Here is a 22,069-nt window from a genome sequence, read left to right on the forward strand (position 1 = left end):
CTATGAATTCAAATAAGATTGTAATTGTAGTGATTATACTTTTAATTATTGCAATTGGAGTGTTTTTATTCATCCAATCTAACTCACATAATACTCAAGTTGATGTAATTAGCAATTCTACTTTAAAAAATGGAGATAGTGTTGAGATAGTGTTAAAAGATGAATATAGAAATGTTTATCCAAATGAAGTAGTTCATATTAAAATTTTAGATGATTCTGGTTGGGCAGATAATTATGATGTCACAACTGATAATGAAGGTAAAGCATCAGTTGCAGTATCTGCCTTGGAAAATGGAAATTACACTATTCATACAAATTATAATGGAACTTTATTTAATAAAGCTTATCATGGCGTAAACTCTTTAGTAATAGATGATGGTTACTAATTGTGGTATAATGGGTTTTAAATCTAAATTACAGAATATTAAAGATTGTGCTATAAATTCAATGATTTATAATGAGTATTATAATGGTAATTTAGATGATAATTTGGTTTATTTAGAATCTCGTGATGGTTTGGATTTTACAGGAAACATATTCCGTATTGTTGAAGAGTTATCAACAGGTGAATATGGTAATTTAAAGATTAATGTTCATGCAAAACCACATGTTGTTGATAAAATAAAAGCATTACAAAAGAATTATAATTTAAAAATTGATAAAATCATCACTAAAGAGGCAATAGCAACCAAAACATTAGAAAAAGCCAAATATATTTTTACAGATTCAGGAATCAGACCTAAATATGTTAAAAAAGAAGGACAGATTTTCATCAATACTTGGCATGGGACTCCTTTAAAATTAATGGGTAAGGATAACATTGCTGAAGAGCATCGTTTGGGTAATGTACAGCATCCGTTACTTTCTAGTGATTATTTAATATTTCCGAATAATTATATGATGAATAAAATGCTCAAGGCATATATGATTGAAAAGATTTTTCCAGGAAAAATATTACTTGCGGGATATCCAAAAAATACTGTGTTTTTCACGGGATCTGAATTAAAGCAGAAATTAAATCTTTTTGATTTTGAAATATTTGTGTATATGCCAACATTTCGTGGAATTTTAATGGACCGTGATGATGAAGTGCAAAAACAAGATGTTGAAAAGTATTTACGTCAATTAGATTCTCAACTTAAAGATAATCAAATTTTATTTGCAAAGTTACATGTTTTAAACGAATCTTTAATTGATTTTTCCCAATTTGACCATATTAAATCTTTTCCTGTAGGTTATGAGACATATGATGTTTTAAATATGGCGGATGTATTAATCACTGATTATTCAAGTGTTTTTTTTGATTTTGCTAACACCAAAAGAAAAATAATATTATTTAATTATGATGAGGAGGATTATATCTCTTATAGAGGTTTTTATTTTGATTTAGATGAATTACCCTTTCCTAAAGTTCAAACTGTTGATGATTTAATCATTGAGTTGAATTCACAAAAAGATTATGATGATTCAGAATTCTTAAAGAAATTCTGTACTTATGATAATTCAAATGCTACTAAAAATATATGTAAAACTATTTTCAATGGGGAAAAAGTTTGTAAGATGAGGTATGTTAAAAATAAGAATCCTAATATTCTAATTTTTGCAGGAGCTTTATATAAATTCGGTATAACTTCATCATTATTTAATTTACTTAATAATCTTGATAGAAAGAATTATAACTTCTTTATTACTTTCAAGCAATGGGAAGAAAATATCTTAGAAAATCATGAAGAAATTTTTCAATCAATCCCTAAAGGTGTTGAAGTATTGCCCATTCGTTTTAATTTAACTCCAACTGTTAGGGAAAAGATAGATTATAATAAATACTATTTATCTAATGAGGATATGGATTGTCCTAAATCACTATATAATCTATTTAAAAGATCTTTTGTAAAGCAATTTGGTAATGTTGATTGGGATATGGTAATTGACTTTGATGGTTATAATCATGATGAGACTTTAATGTTTAGTTTATCTGGTTTTAAAAGTTCTATATGGGTTCATAATGATATGATTCAAGAGATTAAAACTAAAGGAAATCAAAACAGAAACATTTTAAGAGAATCATATTCTCATGCTGATAATGTTTGTATAGTTTCACCTTCTCTTTTAAATCCAACTAGTCAAATTAGTGGGAGAGATGATAATATTAAAGTAGTTCATAATCTAAATGATTATGAATCGGTATTTATTAAAGCTGAGGAATGTTTAAAAATTAATGAAAATACTAATGTTTATAATAATGATATTTTTGAGGTATTAAAAAAAGATAGCTTTAAATTCATTAATATTGGCAGATTTTCACCTGAAAAAGGGCATATTCGTTTAATAAAGGCTTTTAACCGCTTTTGCAATGATTTTCCTGATTCTCAATTAATCATAATTGGTGGTTATGGAGTATTATATGAGGATATTTGTAATTTGATTGATTCTATTGAGTATGGAAAAAACATTACTTTGATTAATAATATTTCTAATCCTATGCCAATTTTAAAAGAATGTGATTTATTTATTTCATCTTCTTTTTATGAAGGTTGGGCAATGGTTTTAATGGAGGCGGATATATTAAATATTCCTATTATTTCAACCGATATTGAAGCCACACGTGAGATGGGAGATTATGCGGGGCATATTGTTGAAAATTCAGAAGAAGGTATTCTACAGGGGATGCATGATTTTATAAATGGCAATGTTGTTTGTAAAAATTCTAATTTTGAATATTACAATCAAAATGCAATAAGTGAGTTTAATCAACTATTGGATTAATTCTTTTTGCTTTGCAGCAAATCCTTTGTAATTTTTGAAAAAATATCTGAAGTTTTAAGTGAAATATGTTTATTTTAATTGGTTATTACAGGAAATAAAAGGATTTTATAGATATTGATGAAGAAATTTCAGGTTCAATATTAGAACTGCTGAAGAGGTTATTTGTGCTTTAGACAATTTTGATGAAATAAATTTACAACATTTAAAAAAATATGATAATTCTACAATAAATATTACTGTATTTAAGAGTTAAATTCATTGAAGATATTTTTTGATAGGTTTTGGAGTAGAAAAGTATAGATATAAAACTAATGAATTACTAATTTAAATATAATTAAATTAATAGAGGAATAAAATGATTATAGGATATACTGCAGGAGTATATGATTTATTTCATATAGGTCATTTAAATTTATTAAAAAATGCAAAAGGAATGTGTGATAAACTAATAGTTGGTGTTACTGTTGATGAATTAGTTTCATATAAAAACAAAAAAGCTTTTATACCTTATGATGAGCGTATTGAAATGGTTAGATCATGTAGATATGTAGATGCAGTTGTACCTCAGAATGATATGGATAAATTAGCTATGTGCAAAAAATTAGGTGCTTCCTATTTATTTGTTGGTGATGATTGGTATGGATCTGAAAAATGGAAAAATTATGAAAAAGAATTTAATAAAAATAATATTAAAATAATTTATTTCCCATATACAAAAGGAATTTCATCAACAAGAATTAGAGAATTATTATTACAAGAAAGAGGAGCTTCTCTATCTGATTTAAAATAATTAATATTAATTGATTATTATGGTTCAAAACTAAAAGAATTTTTTATTCCGATGCTTTGTGGACAATTCTGTTTAGCTGTTTTTGCTTCAGCATCATATCTTATTACTTAATATCTGATGCTAATCATAGTTTATTGTTATTGGGAAATTTCTCTAAATTTAATTTCCATCCAATTTTTACAGAGTAATTATGGAAATCGTTCGTTGATATTTTAAACATGAATATCATTCGTCCATGTTATAGTATTGTTTTTAGCAACATTTTTCATAACTTTGGATAGGATGATTTGTAATAAGAGCTTTTATTTAAATGAAATAATAATTCTTTTTTGAAAGAGTCTGAGTTTTTACTTTAACTATTAATAAGATAAAAAACAAATAATATTAATATATTATTATTTTATCACAGAGGATACTATGGAAAACTTAAAATTTAATGAGCCAATTTTAGTTACAAGGCCTTTATTACCGCCTATTGAGGAATATGAAGAAAAATTAAATGAAATTTGGGAAAATAGATGGATTACAAATAATGGTCCAATAGAACGTGAATTTCAAGAAAAACTTAAAGAATTTTTAAGTGTCGATAACATTGAATTATTTGTTAATGGTCATTCTTCATTGGAAGTAGCTATTAAAGCTCTAAATTTAACTGGCGAAGTAATTACAACTCCTTTTACTTTTGCATCAACTATTCAAGCTATTGTTAATAACGGTCTAACTCCGGTTTTTGCAGATGTTGACAAAGAGTATTATAATTTAAATCCAGATAATATTGAAGAATTAATCACTGATAAGACTTCAGCTATAATGCCAGTTCATGTTTTTGGAAATCCTTGCGATGTTGATAAAATTGAAAAAATAGCTAAAAAACATGATTTAAAAGTTATCTACGATGCGGCTCATGCATTCGGGGTTAAAATTAATGATAATCCAATCGCATCTTATGGGGACATTAGCATGTTCAGTTTCCATGCAACTAAAGTATTTAATACTATTGAAGGTGGAGCACTTATTTATGATGATCCTGAATTAGAATATAAATTCAAATCAATTAAAAATTTTGGTATTACTCCTGATAAGGAAGAAATTCAATTTTTAGGCATCAATGCTAAAATGAACGAATTTGAAGCAGCAATGGGTTTAATTAACTTAAATCATATTGAAGAGGCCATTGCAAAAAGAAAAATAATCTATGAAAAATATTTAGAATGTTTATCTGGTCTTGAAAATGAGGGGGTAATTAAAGTATTAAGGCCAATGAAAAATGTGGATTATAATTATTCTTATTTCACCGTTAAATTGAATACTTTTGAAGAAAAAAATCATTTATTTGAAAAATTACCGGAATATAATGTATATGCTAAAAGATATTTCTATCCTCCATGTAATGAATTTCCAGCATATGACTTTGACAAAAATACTCCAATAGCTAAAAATATTAGTGATACTATCCTTTCTTTACCTTTATATTTAGATTTAACAGTTGAAGATATTGAAAAGATTTGTAAAATAATTGAATATGAATTAAAATGATTGTGGTGTTTTGTTAATGAATATTAAAAGTAAAGGAAAAAATCTAGCCAAAAAGCTTTTAATGAGACATTTTGATTATTATTTGCAACCAACTATTGATTTAAAAGTCAATGGTGATGAAATAATAATTAAAACTAATCAAAAAGTTATATCTCATTCATATATAGAAATTAAACATAGAACAAGTGGCAGGAGATTAGTTTCAAAAATAAAATCATCAACTGCAATATTTAAGGTTTCTGAGTTACTTGAAATGGCTGATAAAGGATTATTGGATTTTTATTTCAAAATTATGGGTAAATTAATATTTTATAAAAAAAGAATTTTATTTATTCCTACAAATCACTTATTCAAAGCAATATTTTACGAGAAAAATCTTGTTTTAAATGCTTATAAAACTAATTACGGTAACTTATCTGTAAAAATTGAAGATATTGATTTTGATTATACAATTAATGAGCTAAAAACTGTTGATGATAATAAGATATTAATTGAAGGTACTTTTGATGTTTTAAATGAGGATATTCATAATATTGATAAAACTACAATAATTGCTAATCATCGTCTTGAAAGTCAAAGTAATGTTTTTGACCTTGATTTTAAAGTAGATGAAACAAATAAAAAACATTATACTTTTAAAGGCGTCATTGATGAGATTAAAAGTTCATCAGATAACATATTAGATTTGAGAATGGATTTCTATTTAAGAATTTATGATGAGGATATTTATTACCAGTCTTTAATTGATTTATCAACATTCAAGTACTTTGAGAATGATGAAGATAGGTTTCTAATTAAGTTTGAAAAAGATGGTAAAGTATATTCATTTTATGCAACTGAAAATAGACATTCTCTTGCATTATGGATTACTACAGAATCTGCATGGTTGAAATCATATACTATTGCATGTGGGAGAACTGTTTATTCAAAAACTTTAAAAAAACCATTAAATAATAAAATGATTTTCTTTGAAAGCTTTTTCGGCAAATCATATTCAGGCAATCCTAAATATTTATATGAAGCAATGCTTGAAATGGGGATGGATAAAGAATATACTTTTGTATGGGCTTATTCTGGAAAAAACAAAGATATTATTCCGGGTAATCCAATTATAGTTGATCGATTCGAATCTGGGGATTATTATAAGTACTTAGCCTTATCAAAATATTGGATTAATAATATTATTTTCCCAATTCATAAAAAAAGGCCTGGAAATGTCTATTTACAAACTTGGCATGGTACTCCACTTAAGAAATTGGGTTATGATATTACAATTCCTGGGCCTGAAGTTCAAGGAAGGCAAAATTTCTATAACGAATCTAGAAACTGGGATTATTTAATTTCATCAAATCATTATTCAACAAAAATATTTAGAAGAGCATTTAAATTTGAAAAAGAAATTTTAGAGGATGGTTATCCTATTAATGATATATTCTTTAGAGATAACATGGACTTTGTTAAAACTTTAAAATCAAAACTAGGCATCGATGAGGATAAAAAAATCATTTTATATGCTCCAACTTGGAAGGATGATGAACAAAATGGATCATGGGAACATTATTTTAATTTAGAAATTGATTTTGAAAGGTTATATAAGGAATTTTCAGATGAATATGTCATAATTTTAAAAATGCATCATTTAGTTTCTGAAAATCTCAAAATTGATGAAAAAATGAAAGATTTTGCAATAGATTTATCAAGTTATGATGATATTCAGGAGTTATATGTTTTATCTGATATATTAATAACTGATTATTCGTCAGTATTTTTTGATTATTCACATTCAAGAAAACCTATTTTATTCTTCGTTCCTGATTTAAATCATTATATTGAAAATGTACGTGGTTTGTATTTAAATATGGAAAAGGAACTTCCAGGACCACTTATAAAAGATAATGATGAATTGATTGAGGTAATTAAAAATATTGATGATGTTTCAATAGATTATCGTGATAAATACAATGAATTTTATAATAGATTTTGTAATTTATGTAGTGGGGATTCTGCTAAAATAATTATCGAAAAAATTTTCAAATAAGGTGTTTTAATGGGAATTAAACAAAAAATAGGAAATAAAATATTAAACAGTAGTGGCTCAATTCAGCATTATAAATATGAAATTAATAAATTAAGTAAAAAAGTTGAAAGACTTGAAAAAGAAAATAAATCAACAAACAGACTTCTTAATACATTATTCCTTGATTATGAATTAACTCCATCTCCTTTACTTAAAAATTTTAGGGATTTATCTCTGGAACTTTTAAGATTCATGGATAATATTTGTATTAAATATGAGTTTGAATGGTGGATAAGGGGAGGAACATTCCTTGGTGCAATCAGACATGATGGATTTATTCCTTGGGATGACGATATGGATTCTGGAATGATGAGGGATTATTATGATAAATTTATTGATGTGCTCCCGGAAGAAATTGAAAGAAACAATTTACAAGATAATATAACATTTGAATTTAGACAAAGGAATGCATTTGTTCAAGGTGCAACTTCATTTTTACAACTGATATATTATGATGATTTAAAAAATGGCACTGATTTAACTGCTTTGGATATTTTCCCATTTGATTATATGAAAGATTATAATGGAGAAGATTTTGGTCAATTATATGAAGATGTTAGATTACAATATTATCATGATTTGGTTGATACGGGGGATTATGAAGCATCTATTGCTAAAGTTTATGAAAGTTTGAATTTAACAAGAGAAAAAACTAATTTCATATTAAATGGGGTTGAAGGATCCGCTGGTCCAAATAGGATTAATAAACTTCAAGTTTTCAATACTGATGACATTCAACCTTTTAAAAGAGTTAAATTTTGTAAATATGAGTTTCCAGGACCTAAAGATAAAGATTATTATTTAAAAAATTATTATGGTGATTATTGGAAAGTTCCCAGTGTTTTAACATTCCATCCAAGAATGGGTAGACTTAGAAAATATCAAGATATTGTTGAAATTTTAGAAAATGAAACTATTAAATTTAAAGAAATTAATGATAATTTTGAATAGATAATATGAAAAATATTTTAGTGTTTCCATGTGGTTCTGAAATAGGGTTGGAAATCCATAATGCTTTAAAATACAGTAAAGATTTTAAATTATTTGGTGGGTCTAGTGTAGATGATCATGGTAAATTTGTATATGCGAATTATATTTCAGATATTCCCTTTATTGACGATGAAAATCTTTTAGATTGCTTAAACAGCATTATTGATGAATATGATATTGATTTAATTTATCCTTCACATGATGATGTTGTTTTAAAATTAGCAGAACTTAAAAATGATTTAAATGCTCATGTAGTCGTATCTAATGATGAAACTTGTGACATTTGCAGATCTAAAAGTAAAACTTATAAATATTTCTCAGATTTTGATTTCATACCTAAAGTGTATGATATTTCAATAGATAGTTTTAACAACATGGAAAAAGTTATAAAAGTTGCAAAAGATGAATTTCCTATATTTTTAAAACCTGATATAGGTCAAGGAGCCAAAGGAGTTGCTATTGCAAATAATGTGGACGATTTAGAACATCATTTCACGGAAAACCCATCTTTAATAGCTGTCGAGTATTTGCCCAATGAAGAATATACTATTGATTGTTTTTCAGCTAATGGGGAATTATTGTATTGTGAGATGAGAGAAAGAATTCGTGTAAAAGACGGGATTAGTGTAAATGCAATAACCATTAAAACTGAAAAGCGTGTTAGAGAAATTGCTCAAATTATTAACTCTAAATTAACTTTTTATGGGGCATGGTTTTTTCAACTTAAAAAAGATAAGAATGACGAATATAAACTTCTAGAAATAGCTCCAAGAATTGCCGGCACCATGGCATTACATAGGAATACTGGAATAAATTTCCCATTATTAACATTATACACTCATTTAGGAATAGATGTAAGTATAATTTCTAATGAAAATAAATTAACCATTGATAGGGCATTAACTAATTGTTTTATTTATGAAATTGATTATGATAGGGTTTATCTTGACTTTGATGATACAGTATTTGTCAAAGGTAAAGTTAACACTTATCTAATGATGTTTTTATACCAATGTGTAAATGAAAACAAACAGATTATCCTGATTACAAAACACCTTAAAGATATAAATGAAACATTAGAAGCTTTAAAAATAGATATTAACTTATTTGATGAGATTATAACATTGACAAAAGACGATGATAAATTTAAATATATGGATAATGATGTGCCCTCAATTTTCATTGATGACTCATTTTCAGAAAGATTAGCTATTTCAAATAAACTTAAAATCCCCGTATTTGATTTAGATGCTGTAGAATCATTAATTAATTGGAGAATGTAGAACATGACTAATGAATACAAATTATCTGTTGTAGTTTTAGTTTACAATACGGAATATTACTTAGATGACTGTTTAGATTCACTTATAAATCAGACATTGGATGATATTGAAATTATATGTGTTAATGATGAAAGTACAGACAATAGTTTAAATATTTTAAAACAATATGCAAGAAAATATGATAATATCAAAATAATAGACCAGAAAAATCAAGGTGGAGCTATTGCTGGAAATAATGGTTTAAAAATTGCTAAAGGAGAATATATAGCGATTATTGATTCCGATGATATTGTTGTAGAAGATGCTTATGAAAAATTATATAAAAAAGCTAAGAAAACAGATTCTGACATTGTTGCAGGTAAGCCAGTTAAATATGTAAATCAATATCAAAGACAAATTGCATTTAAAAATAATATCTGGGATGAAGAAAGAACATTTACTGTTGATGAATTTAAAGAAATATATTATGATGTTTTCTACTGGAATAAAATCTACAGACGTAAATTAGTTGAAGAACATGACATCTACATGATTCCAGGTAAAATTTATGCTGATGTGCCATTAGTATATAGAGCTTATTCCTTTGCTGATAAAATGAGTATTATTCCAGATGTGGTATATTATTGGCGTAGACGTGCACAAGAAGACATTATTAAAGGAAATAGCGATACATCTGTAAGTAAAAGTTTACTTGATATTCCGAACATGAAAGATAGACTTTCAACTTATTATTATGTAAAAGATTACTTTATTGAAGCCGGTTTGGAAAAATACTTTAATTATGTTATTAAAACCTATGTAGAAAGATTTTTCTATCCAATAAAAGGCATATTAAAAGATGATAATTTCAAAGAAGTTTATTTAAAAGAGATTAAATGCATATTGTCTGAAATTGATGAGTTATATGATAATAATTTGGATAAAAGATATAATCTGTTTTTTTACTTTATTTTAAATGATATGGATGATGAGTTAGAAGATTTCTTAAATTTTGATTTAGATGAAAAATCAACCGTTACTCGTGATGGAAAAGTATATTGGAATGTTAAATTCTTTGACAATCCTGAATATAACATTCCAGATGAAATCTTTGAAATTAAAAAAGTTGAAGATAATTTCATAAATGTTGAGGATATTTCTGCTGATTCAGAATATATTTACTTCCACAATATTTCTTTACCTTCAAACTTAAAAATTAAAGATGTAAAAGCTTCTTTTATGGGTTTAACTAAAAGAGATACAGTTAAGGAAAATAATGTTTATGAATTTAGTTTAGACAACACAGGAAATAACATTTATAATGGTAAAGTTGAAATTAGCAAGATAAATAACATTAACAATTATGATGTTCACTTAAAAGTTATTTATGACAATGATACTTATGAACTATTTAGATTAAAAGAAATATTATTTGAAAAGAGCAGTGATGAGATAGTTAAATTAAATAAAAATGATAATTTAATATTCTTTTTTACATCTTTAGGTAATTTTTCAATAACAAAGGGATATTGTAAAAATTTCTTTGAGTATAATATTGACAGTAATGGAATGTTTTTAATTCCAAAAACAAATGGTGCGGCTATTTATAAAGTTGTATTCAACTATAAGTATGATAATGTTTACTTTACTCAGACAGATAACTCTCCAAAGATTAGATTGCAAAATGAATTAGAATTAATTTGGAAGTATAGTATTGATGAAAATACAAAATATAATCTTTTTGTTGAAATTCATAAGAAAAAATTTAAATTAAAGAAAAATGCTTTTGTTGATTTTAAAAATCAAGAAATAGAGTATAACGGTAAAAAAATTAGAATTTTCGAAGACCCTGAGGGATATATTGCAATAATATTAAAATAATAATGAAAATCATTTGGTTAGTTAAAAATCCTTGTTTATGATGGAAAGTATCTAAAATAGAATTTTTAAAATGATTTAATGGTGTAAAGTGATATAAAGAAAAATATATTTCATATTTTGGAGATAAGTGCAGAAAACAATTGAAAAGATCTATTCTATACAAATCCTGAATTATTTAGTGAAATATTGTATCACAGATCTGGGCCATTTTATTTACAAGCTTGGCATGGAACTACATATAAAAAAATAAATCCCATTAAAAATCTTCTCCACATTAGGCTAAATCCACAGGTAGGGGTGTGTTTTTAATTGAATTATTATTTTACAGAAAAATTTAAATCTTGTATATTAGAAATGGAATATCAGGTTAATGGTATTTTTTACAATGAATGAAATATTAGTCAAAAATAAGTGAAATTCGCAATAAATTAAAAAGTAAAAAACCAGTTATTTATCATGCTTCTGACTTGGAAAGCATGAAAATGTAACTTGATGGCCATACTTTGATGTTAATGAGGTTATGAAGTAGTTTGTAAAAGTGAAGAAGAATTATCTTGATGTAGAGATGTCCAGTTCTATGAAGAATTTTTCAATGGGTTTTGTAGTTTTCATGATGGAACTAAAACATATAGAGTCATTGAATACATTTGGGTGAAAACAACGTTTCTACAGAAGTTTTGCTAAAATGTACTGAATTTGGTGATTTAATGACATTTATAACTGTAATTATTCCATTTAATAGATCTAAAAGATATTTAAAAGATTGTTTAGATAGTTTATCTCAACAAAATTTAGAAGATGAAGAAATTATATTAATATTAAATGGAGTTAAAGAAGATATTGATGATTTATTGGCGTTTTATGATTTAAATATTACTATTAAATCATTTGAAAATGAAATTACTGTATCAAAAGCAAGAAATGAGGCATTAAAAATAGCTAATGGAAAATATGTCTATTTTATTGATAGTGATGATTATGTTTATCAAGATGCTTTGGCTAAACTTATTAATGTTGCTAAAGCAACTAATGCTGATTTTATTAATGGGGAAAGGATTAGTACGTTTTTTATTAGAGAAAGATTTGATGAGGAACTTGAAAAATTAGTAGAAAAGGGAAATTATCTTTTAACTAAAAATAATTTAAGTGATGAAGAATTTTCTTATAACTTACTTGTCGGAGATAAGACTGATTCTTTAGAGGTTTTATCGGTTTTGCATTCTTTAATTAAAAAAGAAAGAATTAATAATATATTATTCGATGAATCTAGAAGATATTTATGTGATTATGATTTTATGACCGATATTTTAGAAAATATTGATTCATTTGTAGGAGTAGAAGATGCCTTATATGGTAAAAGAAAGAGTGATGATTCAATTAATCTTGCATCGCTTAATCAGGAAATGGCTAATGATTCTTTTGTAATTTATGTACAGAATTATAAAAAAGCTATTCAAAACATCAAAAATGACGTATTAATTGATGTGATGAATTCAAAACTATTTAAATATTATTATGAAAATTTTGCGTTTGATTTTTATTCCCATCCCAATAATAAATGGAGAAATGAATACTTTGATATGTTAAGTGACTTATTTATAAATCTTAACTTTAAAAAAATATCGTGGGTACAAAAAAGAGAATTAAAAGCTATTAAATCTCACGATAAAAATAAACTTCGTAAAATACTTAAATTAAGGATTAATTTTGTTAAACTTCTTGAAATGAATAGTATTTGGAGAATAAAAACTGCAATATACTATAAAATTTTCAATAAAAAAGAAATCAACAATAATCAAATAATATTTTGTAGTTTCATAGGGAATTATTACTCAGATAGTCCAAAATATTTATATGAATATTTATATGAAAATTATAATGATAAATATGATTTTGTATGGGTTTTGAATAATAAAAATGTTGAAATTCCAGGAAATCCAAAGAAGGTTAAAAGATTTTCTCTTGATTATTATAGGGAAGTTGCACGTTCAAAATATTGGGTTATTAATGGGAGACAATCAGATATATTAGTTAAAAGAGACGATCAGGTAATTGTTTCAACTTGGCATGGAACCCCCCTTAAAAAATTAGGTCTGGATATTGGAAACATACACTCCAGAAATCCTAATCTTAAACAGTCATATATTGATGTTTCAAAAGAATGGGATTATCTAATTTCACCAAATAAATATACTACAGATATTTTAAAAAGCTCATTTGGATATCAAAATGATATTTTGGAAACAGGTTATCCAAGAAATGATATCTTGTATAAATATAATGAAGATAAAGTTAACCAAATTAAAACTTCTTTAAATATTCCAGATGATAAAAAAGTCATTTGTTATGCTCCAACTTGGAGAGATGATGAATTTGTTGATGCTGGTCAGGTTAAATTTAAATTAAAGCTTGAATTAAATAAATTAAAAGAAGCGTTAAGTGATGAATACATTATTTTAATTAGAACTCATTATTTTATTTCTAATAACCTTGATTTAGAAGGGGTTGGAGATTTTGCAATAGATGTAAGCAAATATGATGATATTGGGGAGTTATATTTAATTAGCGATATTTTAATCACCGATTATTCCAGTGTATTCTTTGACTTTGCAAACCTTAAACGACCAATATTATATTATACATATGATTTAGAAAAATACGAAAATGTTTTAAGAGGATTTTACATTGATATTCATGAAGAAGTACCTGGACCACTGTTAAGAACAACTGAGGAAGTTATTGATGCTATTAAAAATATTGAATCTTTAAAAGAGGAATATGGTGATAAATATGATATTTTTTATGAAAGATTCTGTAGTATTGATGATGGTAATGCTTCTAGAAGAATAGTGGAGAAAATCTGGGAATAATTTATAATAGGTGTTAATGTTGATTAAAATTTCAGTTATTATTCCGGTTTATAATACTGCAAAATATCTAAAAGAATGTTTAGACAGTGTTTTAAACCAATCATTTGATGATTTTGAAGTAATATGTGTTAATGATGGCTCAACGGATAACTCTTTAGAAATTCTTGAAAGTCATGATGATGATAAAATTGTGATTATAAACCAAGAACATAAGGGAGCATCTGCTGCACGCAACATAGCTATTAAAAAATCACAAGGAGAATATATATTATTTATTGATTCTGATGATTATATTGCTTTAGATACATTAAATGAAGTTTATGAATTAGCAAATTCTAAATCACTGGATTTATTGTTTTTTAAACTTATCAATTTTAATGAAAAACGTGACAAGATTAAATTAGATTATTTTGAAATGGAGTATATAAAAGACATTGTTGATGGTGAAGTTTTTGATTGGCATTGTGTTAAAGATTTCTTATTTAAACTTCCGGTAACTGCACCTTCAAAGTTATTTAAACGGGATTTAATTAAAAATATCGAGTTTCCGGAGGATGTAATCTTTGAAGATAATGTATTTTTCATAAGAACTATTTTAAATGCAAAAAGAATGTATTTTTATGATAAACATTTATATTTCAGACGATTAAGGGATGAATCAATAACAAACTCATTTTTTGAAAACTTTTCTGATTGCATAACCATATATGGATTTATTGCTAATCATCTTAAGGAAATGGGTGTTTATGAGGAGTTATTTACCCAATTTTTTAATCGTCAATGCAGTAACATCCATATCAGATTCACACAACTGCCTATTGAATTTAAAAAAGATTACTTTGATAAAGCAAAAGAATACTTCTTGGAAAATAAAAACTCGTTTGAAAATGAAGAAACCTTTGATAAATGTCCTAAAAGAAGTTTGATAATATTTAATAGCGCTATTGATTCAGATACATATAAGGAATTTGAATTGTCAGTAGATATTGATTTTGATTTGAAAGTAAAAAAAGATAGTTTAAATAAAAAACTTCGTAAGTTAAAAAAAGAAAATAAACAGTATAAAAAAGAAATTAATGCATTAAAAAATTCCAATAAATTTAAGATTACAAGTATTTTTAGAAAATAATTGTGTATAACTAAAATTTTATTAAATATTATTAATTAAAATAAGTATATGAAAAATTGTGATGAATTATATATTTCCTATTTATTCCCACCATCTAGTGAAGTGTCTGGAATAACTGTTTTCAAAAGAATTGTTGAGAATAATAATGTTGTTGATGTTCTACAAGGAGATTTCAAATCAGATGATTCACAATTAAGTAAATATGTTAAAGAATTTACAAATGATAGATTTTACATTCAAATAGATGAAAAGTTTGATTGGCCTGTATTTATTGATAAATTTATTAAAAAAGGATTGAATACAATAAATAAAGACTATAAAAAAATTTATTCAAGATCATGGGCAATGGCAAACCATTTTTTAGCTAGTGAATATAAATTTACTCGTTCTAACACTTTTTGGACAGCGGAATTCTCAGATCCACTTATTTTTGATTTAAACAATAAACTTAAAACCTATAAAAATATGATAATCAAAAACCAAGAGTATATTTCAAAATTAAACAATAAAATTAAAATTTTTAATGAAAATACTGGAAATAATTTTTCTTATATTGAGGATAACTCTTCAGCATATTTCATTGCTGAATATTTGGTTTATTTATTTGCTGATAAGGTAATTTTTACAAATGAAAATCAAAGAAAAATAATGTTAAATCAGTTTCCAATTGATGTAAAAAATCTTGTTTTAAATAAAAGTGAAGTAAGGATGCATCCTACGCTGCCAAATAAATATTATCAAATTATTGAATCAAATTTAAAATTAGATGATAACTATATAAATATTGCTTATTTTGGTAAGGATTATTATTCAAAAAGACATTTTGAAAGTTTATTTTATGCTGTTGGTGCTTTAAATCCCATAAATTTAAGGACAGAATTAATGTTTATTTATATTTATCTGAAGAAAAACTTTTAGATAGGGTACTGCCTTCAGATAATTTTATTATAAAAAAACCTATCGATTATCTTGAATTTTTAAATGTAACAACCAAATATGATGTTTTGATTGTAAATGATATGAATACCAATGATAATTTTGAACTAAATCCTTATTTGCCTTCTAAGCTTTCGGATTATCTTGGTTCTGGAAGAGATATATGGGCATTATATGAGGATAGAAGTGTACTTTCAGAATTTAATTTAAAATATAAATCAAATATTAATGATTATGATGCTTGTTTAACCCAATTAGTTAAAATTCTTGATGATTATGGATTTAAAGATGAGAATTATTCCATTAATCAAAATTATCTAAATAATCGATTAACATTTTTCAATGAATTGTACGAAAATGAATATAATTCCAAACGTGATTTAAAACGTAAAGTTAAAAAACTTAAAAAAGAAAATAAAGAATTTAAATCATCTAATATTGGTAAAATAAGCAAAACTTTAAGGAATTTTATAAAATAATTTCAGCATGTTAAAATGTGTGAAACTTCTTTTTATGAGGATTAAAATATCTGCGAACATGTTTATATTCTATGTAATCAAAGTTTTTGTGATATTGAAATAAATTGTATTAACGGTTCAACAGATAATCAAATGATTTTTATAATAGTTTGGAATGAGTTTATTTTATTAAATTGTGCAAATATTAATGTATATCAAATTAACTTCAAATGATTATTGTTTTAAAAAATCTAGAAATCAATATTCAAATTTAGAGATTAAAATGAAAAACTGTTAAAAAACATGCTTTAACGGAATATAATCATGTTTTAAAATCAGATAATTGCTAGGAATAGTTAATTAATGACTGTAAATTAAAAATTTCAAAAGAAAAAGAAGAATAAGAAATTAATAAATGAAAATAAAAAATCGAAATAAATTAATGAAAATATTTTATTGTCTTCAAGTTGGAAGATAACAAAACCATTTAGATTTTTAAAAAATATTAAAAAGTAATAATTCATTTTAAACATTAAATAATTAAATTAATATATTTAATTAAATAAAATTAATATTAGTAGATATTTTCTACTGTATAGTTATAACTATTTTGGTGTTTAAAAATGAAAAAGATAGGTATTATATTTGCTTTAGTATTGGTAGCTTTCTTAGTTATGGGTACTGCAAGCGCTGGTTTATTTGACTTTTTGGGTGGAAATGATGCATCTAGTGATGCTTCTGCTAATGATGATAAAACTTTCATTGTTGGTTTTGATGCGGAATTCCCTCCATATGGATTTAAAAACGATAGTGGAAACTACACTGGTTTCGACTTAGACTTGGCAAAAGAAGTTTGTAAAAGAAACAATTGGACATTCAAAGCTCAACCTGTTGATTGGGATGCAAAAGATGCTGAATTAGAATCTGGTTCTATTGACTGTATTTGGAACGGATTCACTATGGATGGAAGAGAAAATGATTACCTCTGGTCTGACCCTTACTTTGACAACAAACAAATTTTTGTTGTAAAATCTGATTCAGGAATTAAAACTATTTCTGATTTAGAAGGTAAAACTGTTGAAACACAAAAAGATTCCTCCGCACTTGCTGCTCTTCAAGGAGATAACAAAACTATTGCAGATACTTTTGCGACCTTAACTGACGTAGCTGATTATAATACTGCATTTATGGATTTAGAATCCGGTGCATGTAATGCAGTTGCTATGGATATTGGTGTTGCAGAGTATGATATCAAAAACAAAAAAAATCCAGATGATTTCTCTATATTGGATGAGCATATCACAACTGAAAAATATGGTATTGGATTTAAAAAAGGAAATGACGATTTAAAAAATCAAGTACAGGAAACATTAAATGATATGTTTGAAGATGGTACTGTTTTAAAAATCGCTCAAAAATATGGTATTTCTGAAGATGCTTTAATCCAACAATAAATTAAATTAGTTTGAGAGGGGAGAATTAGTTATATGATATTAGGTAATGTAATTGCTCAATTATTTGGAGGTTTGGTTACCTCAATTGAAATATTTTTACTTACATTATTATTCTCTCTTCCTCTAGGTTTAGTTGTGGCTGGAGGAAGAATGAGTAAGTTTGGACCACTTAGATGGTTAATGAAGATATATATTTCAATAATGAGAGGTACACCTTTAATGTTACAATTAATTGTTGTATTTTTTGCACCATATTATGTATTTGGTTGGAGTCTTTCTGCTGACTATAGGTTTATATCAGTTATTATTGCATTCACAATTAATTATGCTGCTTATTTTGCTGAAATCTATAGGGGAGGAATTGAATCTATTAACAGTGGTCAATATGAGGCTGCACAAGTACTTGGTTATTCAAAATTAGAAACATTTTTTATAATTATCATGCCTCAAGTATTTAAGGTAATTCTTCCTTCCGTAACTAATGAAGTAATTACACTTGTAAAAGACACTTCACTATCATTTGTAATTGCAATACCAGAAATGTTTACAGTTGCAAAACAAATTGCAGCTGCTGATGCTTCAATTGCAGCATTGCTAGTTGCAGGTATTTTTTATTATGTATTTAATGTTGTAGTTGCATTTGCAATGGAATATCTTGAAAAAAGAATGGATTATTATGAATAGGCGATATTATGAGTTTACTGGAAATTAAAAATCTTAAAAAAAGCTTTGATGATAATGTTGTTTTAAAAGATATTTCATTAAGCGTAGAAAAAGGTGAAGTTTTAGCAATAATTGGTCCATCAGGTTCAGGCAAATCAACATTACTTAGATGCATCACTGACTTAGAACAAGAGGATAGTGGGGATATAAGATTTGATGGAACTTTCGGTTTAGTTTTCCAAAATTTTAATTTGTTTCCACACCATTCTGTAATAAAAAACATTACTAATGCACCATTAAGAGTTCAAAAAAGAGATAAAAAAGAAGTTTATGCCTCTGCAAGAGATTTACTTAAAAAAATGGATTTGGAAGATAAGGAATATGCTTATCCATGTGAGTTATCCGGAGGTCAGCAACAGCGTGTTTCTATTGCAAGAGCACTTGCAATGAATCCAGATATTTTATTCTTTGATGAACCAACATCAGCATTGGATCCTGAATTAACTGGTGAAATTTTAACTGTTATTCGCAATCTTGCCGCTGAACATATGACAATGGTAATTGTTACTCACGAAATGGCTTTTGCTCGTAAAGTTGCTGATAATATTATTTTTATGGACGACGGAGTCATTGTTGAGCAAGGCACTCCTGAAGAAGTATTTTCATCTGATAATTTGAGGATGAAAGAATTTTTAGGAAAATTCTATGATTAAATCATTTATTTAATCTTTTAACTCTTTTTTTACCTTCACTTTTTTTTGAATTCTAGCTGAATTGATTTTAATTTCTAGATTTGAATTCAATTACATAACTTTATTAAATATTGTTACTAAAATATTATTATCTAATTAATTTCATTGGTGATAATATCATGCGTTGTCCTAAATGTGATAGTGAAAATAATGATGGTGCTAAATTTTGTAAGAAATGTGGAACTCCTCTTAAGAAGAAGGCTATTAATCATGAAAACATGATTAATTCAATGAATAATAACTCCGGTAATGATAACACTACTAAATATGTTATTGTTGCATTAATTGTTGTAGCTATAGTTCTTGCTGGGGCTTTTGTTTATGTTTATGGATTTGGAGATAACTCTCAAGATGATTTTAAGCCAATAGCTAAAAATAATAATTCTGGTCATGTTTCAGATGATGATTCTGAAAAAACTTCTTCTCAATCCAGTTCTTCTTCTATGAGTATTTTGGGCGGAATTTTTGAAACAGGTGGTGGTCTTAACGATTTAACTTATGCCAGTATTTATGTTGGTCCGCAACACTCTGGCGAGAAAGTGGTAATTCAGATTTTCTACTCTCGTGACGGATCTACTTTAAATGATGGAAATATGGTTCCAAAAACTGTTGATTCTTCAGGATATATTAATGTAAGAAGTGCGGATGCATATAAATACTTCCCGGATTATGCTGAAATTAATTTATATGATGAAGGTGGAACTAAATTATTAGATTCGCAAAGTGTAAATTTATCTCCAGAAAGCGGTACACAGACTTTCTAATTTTTTTTAGAAGTCTTAACTCTTTTTTGGAGTGTCTATCAAATTAATTATTTTGAATTTCAGTATTATTTTTTGAGGTTTATAATAATGTCAACAGTTTTTAGTTAAAATTTTTGATAACAATTTAAATGATTATTTTGATTAAATCATACATAACAATTATTTTTATTTGTAGTTGGTTATGTTATTAATTAAATTCCTTATTTTAATAAATATCTAGTTATCGTTAGTTTATTATTTATGTTTTGAAAATAAAATAAAATTATAAGAATTATATGGTGTATAATGAGCTTAGATAAAAAACCTTTAGTCAGTATTATTGTTCCTGTTTATAATGCTGAAGAATATCTCGAAGAGAGTTTGGATTGTTTAGTTAATCAAACACTTGAAAATATTGAGATAATTTGTATTAATGATGCTTCTAGTGATGGATGTCTTGAAATTCTTGAAGAATATGCTTTAAATGATTCAAGAATTAAAATTTTAAATAATGAAACTAGTTTAGGACCATCTATTTGTCGCAATATGGGTTTGGATATTGTATCTGGTGAATATATTGCATTTTATGATTCAGATGATGCTATTGATTTAGATGCCTATGAAAAATTATACAATTTTTCAGAAAAATATAATCATGATTTTGTTGTATTTAATGCAATAAGAACTAATGATAATGGTAGGCAATTTCCAAGTGTTTTACACTCAAAATCAATCACAGGTGAAACTTTTATAAAAACAAACATCTTAGAACATGAAGAGTTGGTTTATGATACTACTTCATGGAATAAATTTATTAATAGAAACTTTTTTGAAAAATATGATTTTAGATTTGCTGAAGGAAGGGTATATCAGGACATATTATTTTCTATGCAACTGTTCTGTTCAAGTGAATGTATAGGAATTTATCCTGAAGTTGTGTATTACTGGAGAATTCGTGGTAAAAACAGTAAATCAATTACTCAAACAGTATATGATACAAAAAATTTACATGATCGTATTTTTATTATATCCAATACCATACAAGTTATTAAATCAAATGAAAAATATTTGCCATTATTGGATCCGTTATATGTTAAATTAGTTGAAATTGATGTCTTACAGTTTATAAAAGAATTAGATAGATGTAATGATGAATTTACTGATATCATGTTTGGTGAAGTTAAATCATTTGTCGAATCGTTGCCTTCACATGTTTTTAATACAATTAGTGAAGAAGACATGGTCAAATATGATTTATTCTTAAATGATTGTAGGGATAGTTTAAAATTCATTGCGAATAAACAAAGACAAGATAAGATTGAGAATCGAAAAAATAAGTCTGAGAAAAGAAAATTAGAAAATAAAGTTACTAAATTAAAAAACAAAAACAAGAAACTCAAAAATAAAAAATGAAGATTTAAAACAAGATTTGGAGTATTTAAAAACTCCATATGGTTGGGTCAAGCATAAGATTAAAAAACTTATTTTAAAAATTTACTAATTTTATTTTTCAAAGTTTTATCTCATTTTTCTATGTGAGTTTTACTGCTTTTTCTGTTGAGTTGCTTTTGTGAAGTGAGGATTTTATCATAAAATGATGCATTTCACATTCAAATTAGGATATTTTTTCATAAATATCTTGAGAAATGTCAGTATATTGTCTACAAGATTGCTTCTGAATCTTTTTTTGTTTTATTACAATAGTCATGAATATGTTTCTGTAAATTTTTATAATTTCACAAATTAATATTAACTTATTTAT

17 protein-coding genes are annotated in these 22,069 nt (G+C 26.0%); all 17 read left to right on the forward strand.

Translation table 11 applies throughout. The features are described 5' to 3' along the window. Positions 1–2 precede the first annotated feature (2 nt). The 17 genes from Q9969_RS01925 to Q9969_RS02005 all read left to right on the forward strand — a co-directional run bounded on the left by Q9969_RS01925 (position 3) and on the right by Q9969_RS02005 (position 21,720). On the forward strand, positions 3–386 hold the full coding sequence (locus tag Q9969_RS01925) for a hypothetical protein (RefSeq protein ID WP_305553845.1): 384 nt from the start codon (positions 3–5) through the stop codon (positions 384–386). Between the two features lie 10 nt (positions 387–396). Continuing rightward, positions 397–2,766, forward strand: a complete 2,370-nt coding sequence (locus Q9969_RS01930; RefSeq protein ID WP_305553848.1) for a CDP-glycerol glycerophosphotransferase family protein — start codon at positions 397–399, stop codon at positions 2,764–2,766. Positions 2,767–3,121: 355 nt separating this feature from the next. Continuing rightward, positions 3,122–3,556 (forward strand): adenylyltransferase/cytidyltransferase family protein, encoded by a 435-nt coding sequence (locus Q9969_RS01935; protein ID WP_305553851.1) that lies wholly within the window; start codon positions 3,122–3,124, stop codon positions 3,554–3,556. Between the two features lie 417 nt (positions 3,557–3,973). Further along, entirely contained in the window at positions 3,974–5,092 is a 1,119-nt protein-coding gene (locus Q9969_RS01940) for a DegT/DnrJ/EryC1/StrS family aminotransferase (protein ID WP_305553854.1), read from the forward strand. Between the two features lie 16 nt (positions 5,093–5,108). Continuing rightward, a complete protein-coding gene (locus tag Q9969_RS01945; protein WP_305553857.1) occupies positions 5,109–7,130 on the forward strand; it encodes a CDP-glycerol glycerophosphotransferase family protein in 2,022 nt (673 codons plus the stop codon). A gap of 9 nt (positions 7,131–7,139) precedes the next feature. Further along, positions 7,140–8,120, forward strand: a complete 981-nt coding sequence (locus Q9969_RS01950; protein WP_305553860.1) for a LicD family protein — start codon at positions 7,140–7,142, stop codon at positions 8,118–8,120. Positions 8,121–8,125: 5 nt separating this feature from the next. Next, entirely contained in the window at positions 8,126–9,442 is a 1,317-nt protein-coding gene (locus tag Q9969_RS01955) for an ATP-grasp domain-containing protein (RefSeq protein WP_305553863.1), read from the forward strand. Between the two features lie 3 nt (positions 9,443–9,445). Then, complete coding sequence (locus Q9969_RS01960; protein ID WP_305553866.1) at positions 9,446–11,302, forward strand: glycosyltransferase; 1,857 nt, start codon at positions 9,446–9,448, stop codon at positions 11,300–11,302. Between the two features lie 707 nt (positions 11,303–12,009). Next, positions 12,010–14,172, forward strand: coding sequence for a bifunctional glycosyltransferase family 2 protein/CDP-glycerol:glycerophosphate glycerophosphotransferase (locus tag Q9969_RS01965; protein WP_305553869.1), 2,163 nt, complete (start codon positions 12,010–12,012; stop codon positions 14,170–14,172). Between the two features lie 19 nt (positions 14,173–14,191). Continuing rightward, positions 14,192–15,301: a glycosyltransferase family 2 protein gene (locus tag Q9969_RS01970; protein WP_305553872.1), complete on the forward strand. Its 1,110-nt coding sequence runs from the start codon at positions 14,192–14,194 to the stop codon at positions 15,299–15,301. A 48-nt stretch (positions 15,302–15,349) separates the two neighbouring features. Further along, on the forward strand, positions 15,350–16,219 hold the full coding sequence (locus tag Q9969_RS01975; RefSeq protein WP_305553875.1) for a hypothetical protein: 870 nt from the start codon (positions 15,350–15,352) through the stop codon (positions 16,217–16,219). Positions 16,220–16,320: 101 nt separating this feature from the next. Beyond that, complete coding sequence (locus Q9969_RS01980) at positions 16,321–16,716, forward strand: hypothetical protein (RefSeq protein WP_305553878.1); 396 nt, start codon at positions 16,321–16,323, stop codon at positions 16,714–16,716. A gap of 602 nt (positions 16,717–17,318) precedes the next feature. Then, complete coding sequence (locus Q9969_RS01985) at positions 17,319–18,149, forward strand: amino acid ABC transporter substrate-binding protein (RefSeq protein WP_305553881.1); 831 nt, start codon at positions 17,319–17,321, stop codon at positions 18,147–18,149. A gap of 33 nt (positions 18,150–18,182) precedes the next feature. Further along, positions 18,183–18,833 carry an amino acid ABC transporter permease gene (locus Q9969_RS01990; protein WP_305553884.1) on the forward strand — a complete coding sequence of 217 codons (651 nt, stop codon included), beginning with the start codon at positions 18,183–18,185 and terminating at the stop codon, positions 18,831–18,833. Between the two features lie 8 nt (positions 18,834–18,841). Continuing rightward, positions 18,842–19,525, forward strand: coding sequence for an amino acid ABC transporter ATP-binding protein (locus tag Q9969_RS01995; protein ID WP_305513058.1), 684 nt, complete (start codon positions 18,842–18,844; stop codon positions 19,523–19,525). 158 nt (positions 19,526–19,683) lie between these two features. After that, positions 19,684–20,328 (forward strand): zinc ribbon domain-containing protein, encoded by a 645-nt coding sequence (locus Q9969_RS02000; protein ID WP_305513060.1) that lies wholly within the window; start codon positions 19,684–19,686, stop codon positions 20,326–20,328. Between the two features lie 285 nt (positions 20,329–20,613). Continuing rightward, the gene (locus Q9969_RS02005) at positions 20,614–21,720 is read left to right on the forward strand and encodes a glycosyltransferase family 2 protein (RefSeq protein ID WP_305553887.1); all 1,107 of its coding nucleotides are present in this window, start codon (positions 20,614–20,616) and stop codon (positions 21,718–21,720) included. The last annotated feature ends 349 nt before the right edge of the window (positions 21,721–22,069 follow it).

Origin of the sequence: Methanobrevibacter sp. V74, assembly GCF_963082495.1 — an archaeon.
Classification (GTDB): Archaea; Methanobacteriota; Methanobacteria; order Methanobacteriales; family Methanobacteriaceae; genus Methanocatella.

Bases quoted from the DNA above. Each gene is read 5' to 3' on its own strand.
- Q9969_RS01925 (WP_305553845.1), top strand. From the start codon at position 3: ATGAATTCAAATAAGATTGTAATTGTAGTGATTATACTTTTAATTATT.
- Q9969_RS01930 (WP_305553848.1), top strand. From the start codon at position 397: ATGGGTTTTAAATCTAAATTACAGAATATTAAAGATTGTGCTATAAAT.
- Q9969_RS01935 (WP_305553851.1), top strand. From the start codon at position 3,122: ATGATTATAGGATATACTGCAGGAGTATATGATTTATTTCATATAGGT.
- Q9969_RS01940 (WP_305553854.1), top strand. From the start codon at position 3,974: ATGGAAAACTTAAAATTTAATGAGCCAATTTTAGTTACAAGGCCTTTA.
- Q9969_RS01945 (WP_305553857.1), top strand. From the start codon at position 5,109: ATGAATATTAAAAGTAAAGGAAAAAATCTAGCCAAAAAGCTTTTAATG.
- Q9969_RS01950 (WP_305553860.1), top strand. From the start codon at position 7,140: ATGGGAATTAAACAAAAAATAGGAAATAAAATATTAAACAGTAGTGGC.
- Q9969_RS01955 (WP_305553863.1), top strand. From the start codon at position 8,126: ATGAAAAATATTTTAGTGTTTCCATGTGGTTCTGAAATAGGGTTGGAA.
- Q9969_RS01960 (WP_305553866.1), top strand. From the start codon at position 9,446: ATGACTAATGAATACAAATTATCTGTTGTAGTTTTAGTTTACAATACG.
- Q9969_RS01965 (WP_305553869.1), top strand. From the start codon at position 12,010: ATGACATTTATAACTGTAATTATTCCATTTAATAGATCTAAAAGATAT.
- Q9969_RS01975 (WP_305553875.1), top strand. From the start codon at position 15,350: ATGAAAAATTGTGATGAATTATATATTTCCTATTTATTCCCACCATCT.
- Q9969_RS01980 (WP_305553878.1), top strand. From the start codon at position 16,321: ATGAATACCAATGATAATTTTGAACTAAATCCTTATTTGCCTTCTAAG.
- Q9969_RS01985 (WP_305553881.1), top strand. From the start codon at position 17,319: ATGAAAAAGATAGGTATTATATTTGCTTTAGTATTGGTAGCTTTCTTA.
- Q9969_RS01990 (WP_305553884.1), top strand. From the start codon at position 18,183: ATGATATTAGGTAATGTAATTGCTCAATTATTTGGAGGTTTGGTTACC.
- Q9969_RS01995 (WP_305513058.1), top strand. From the start codon at position 18,842: ATGAGTTTACTGGAAATTAAAAATCTTAAAAAAAGCTTTGATGATAAT.
- Q9969_RS02000 (WP_305513060.1), top strand. From the start codon at position 19,684: ATGCGTTGTCCTAAATGTGATAGTGAAAATAATGATGGTGCTAAATTT.
- Q9969_RS02005 (WP_305553887.1), top strand. From the start codon at position 20,614: ATGAGCTTAGATAAAAAACCTTTAGTCAGTATTATTGTTCCTGTTTAT.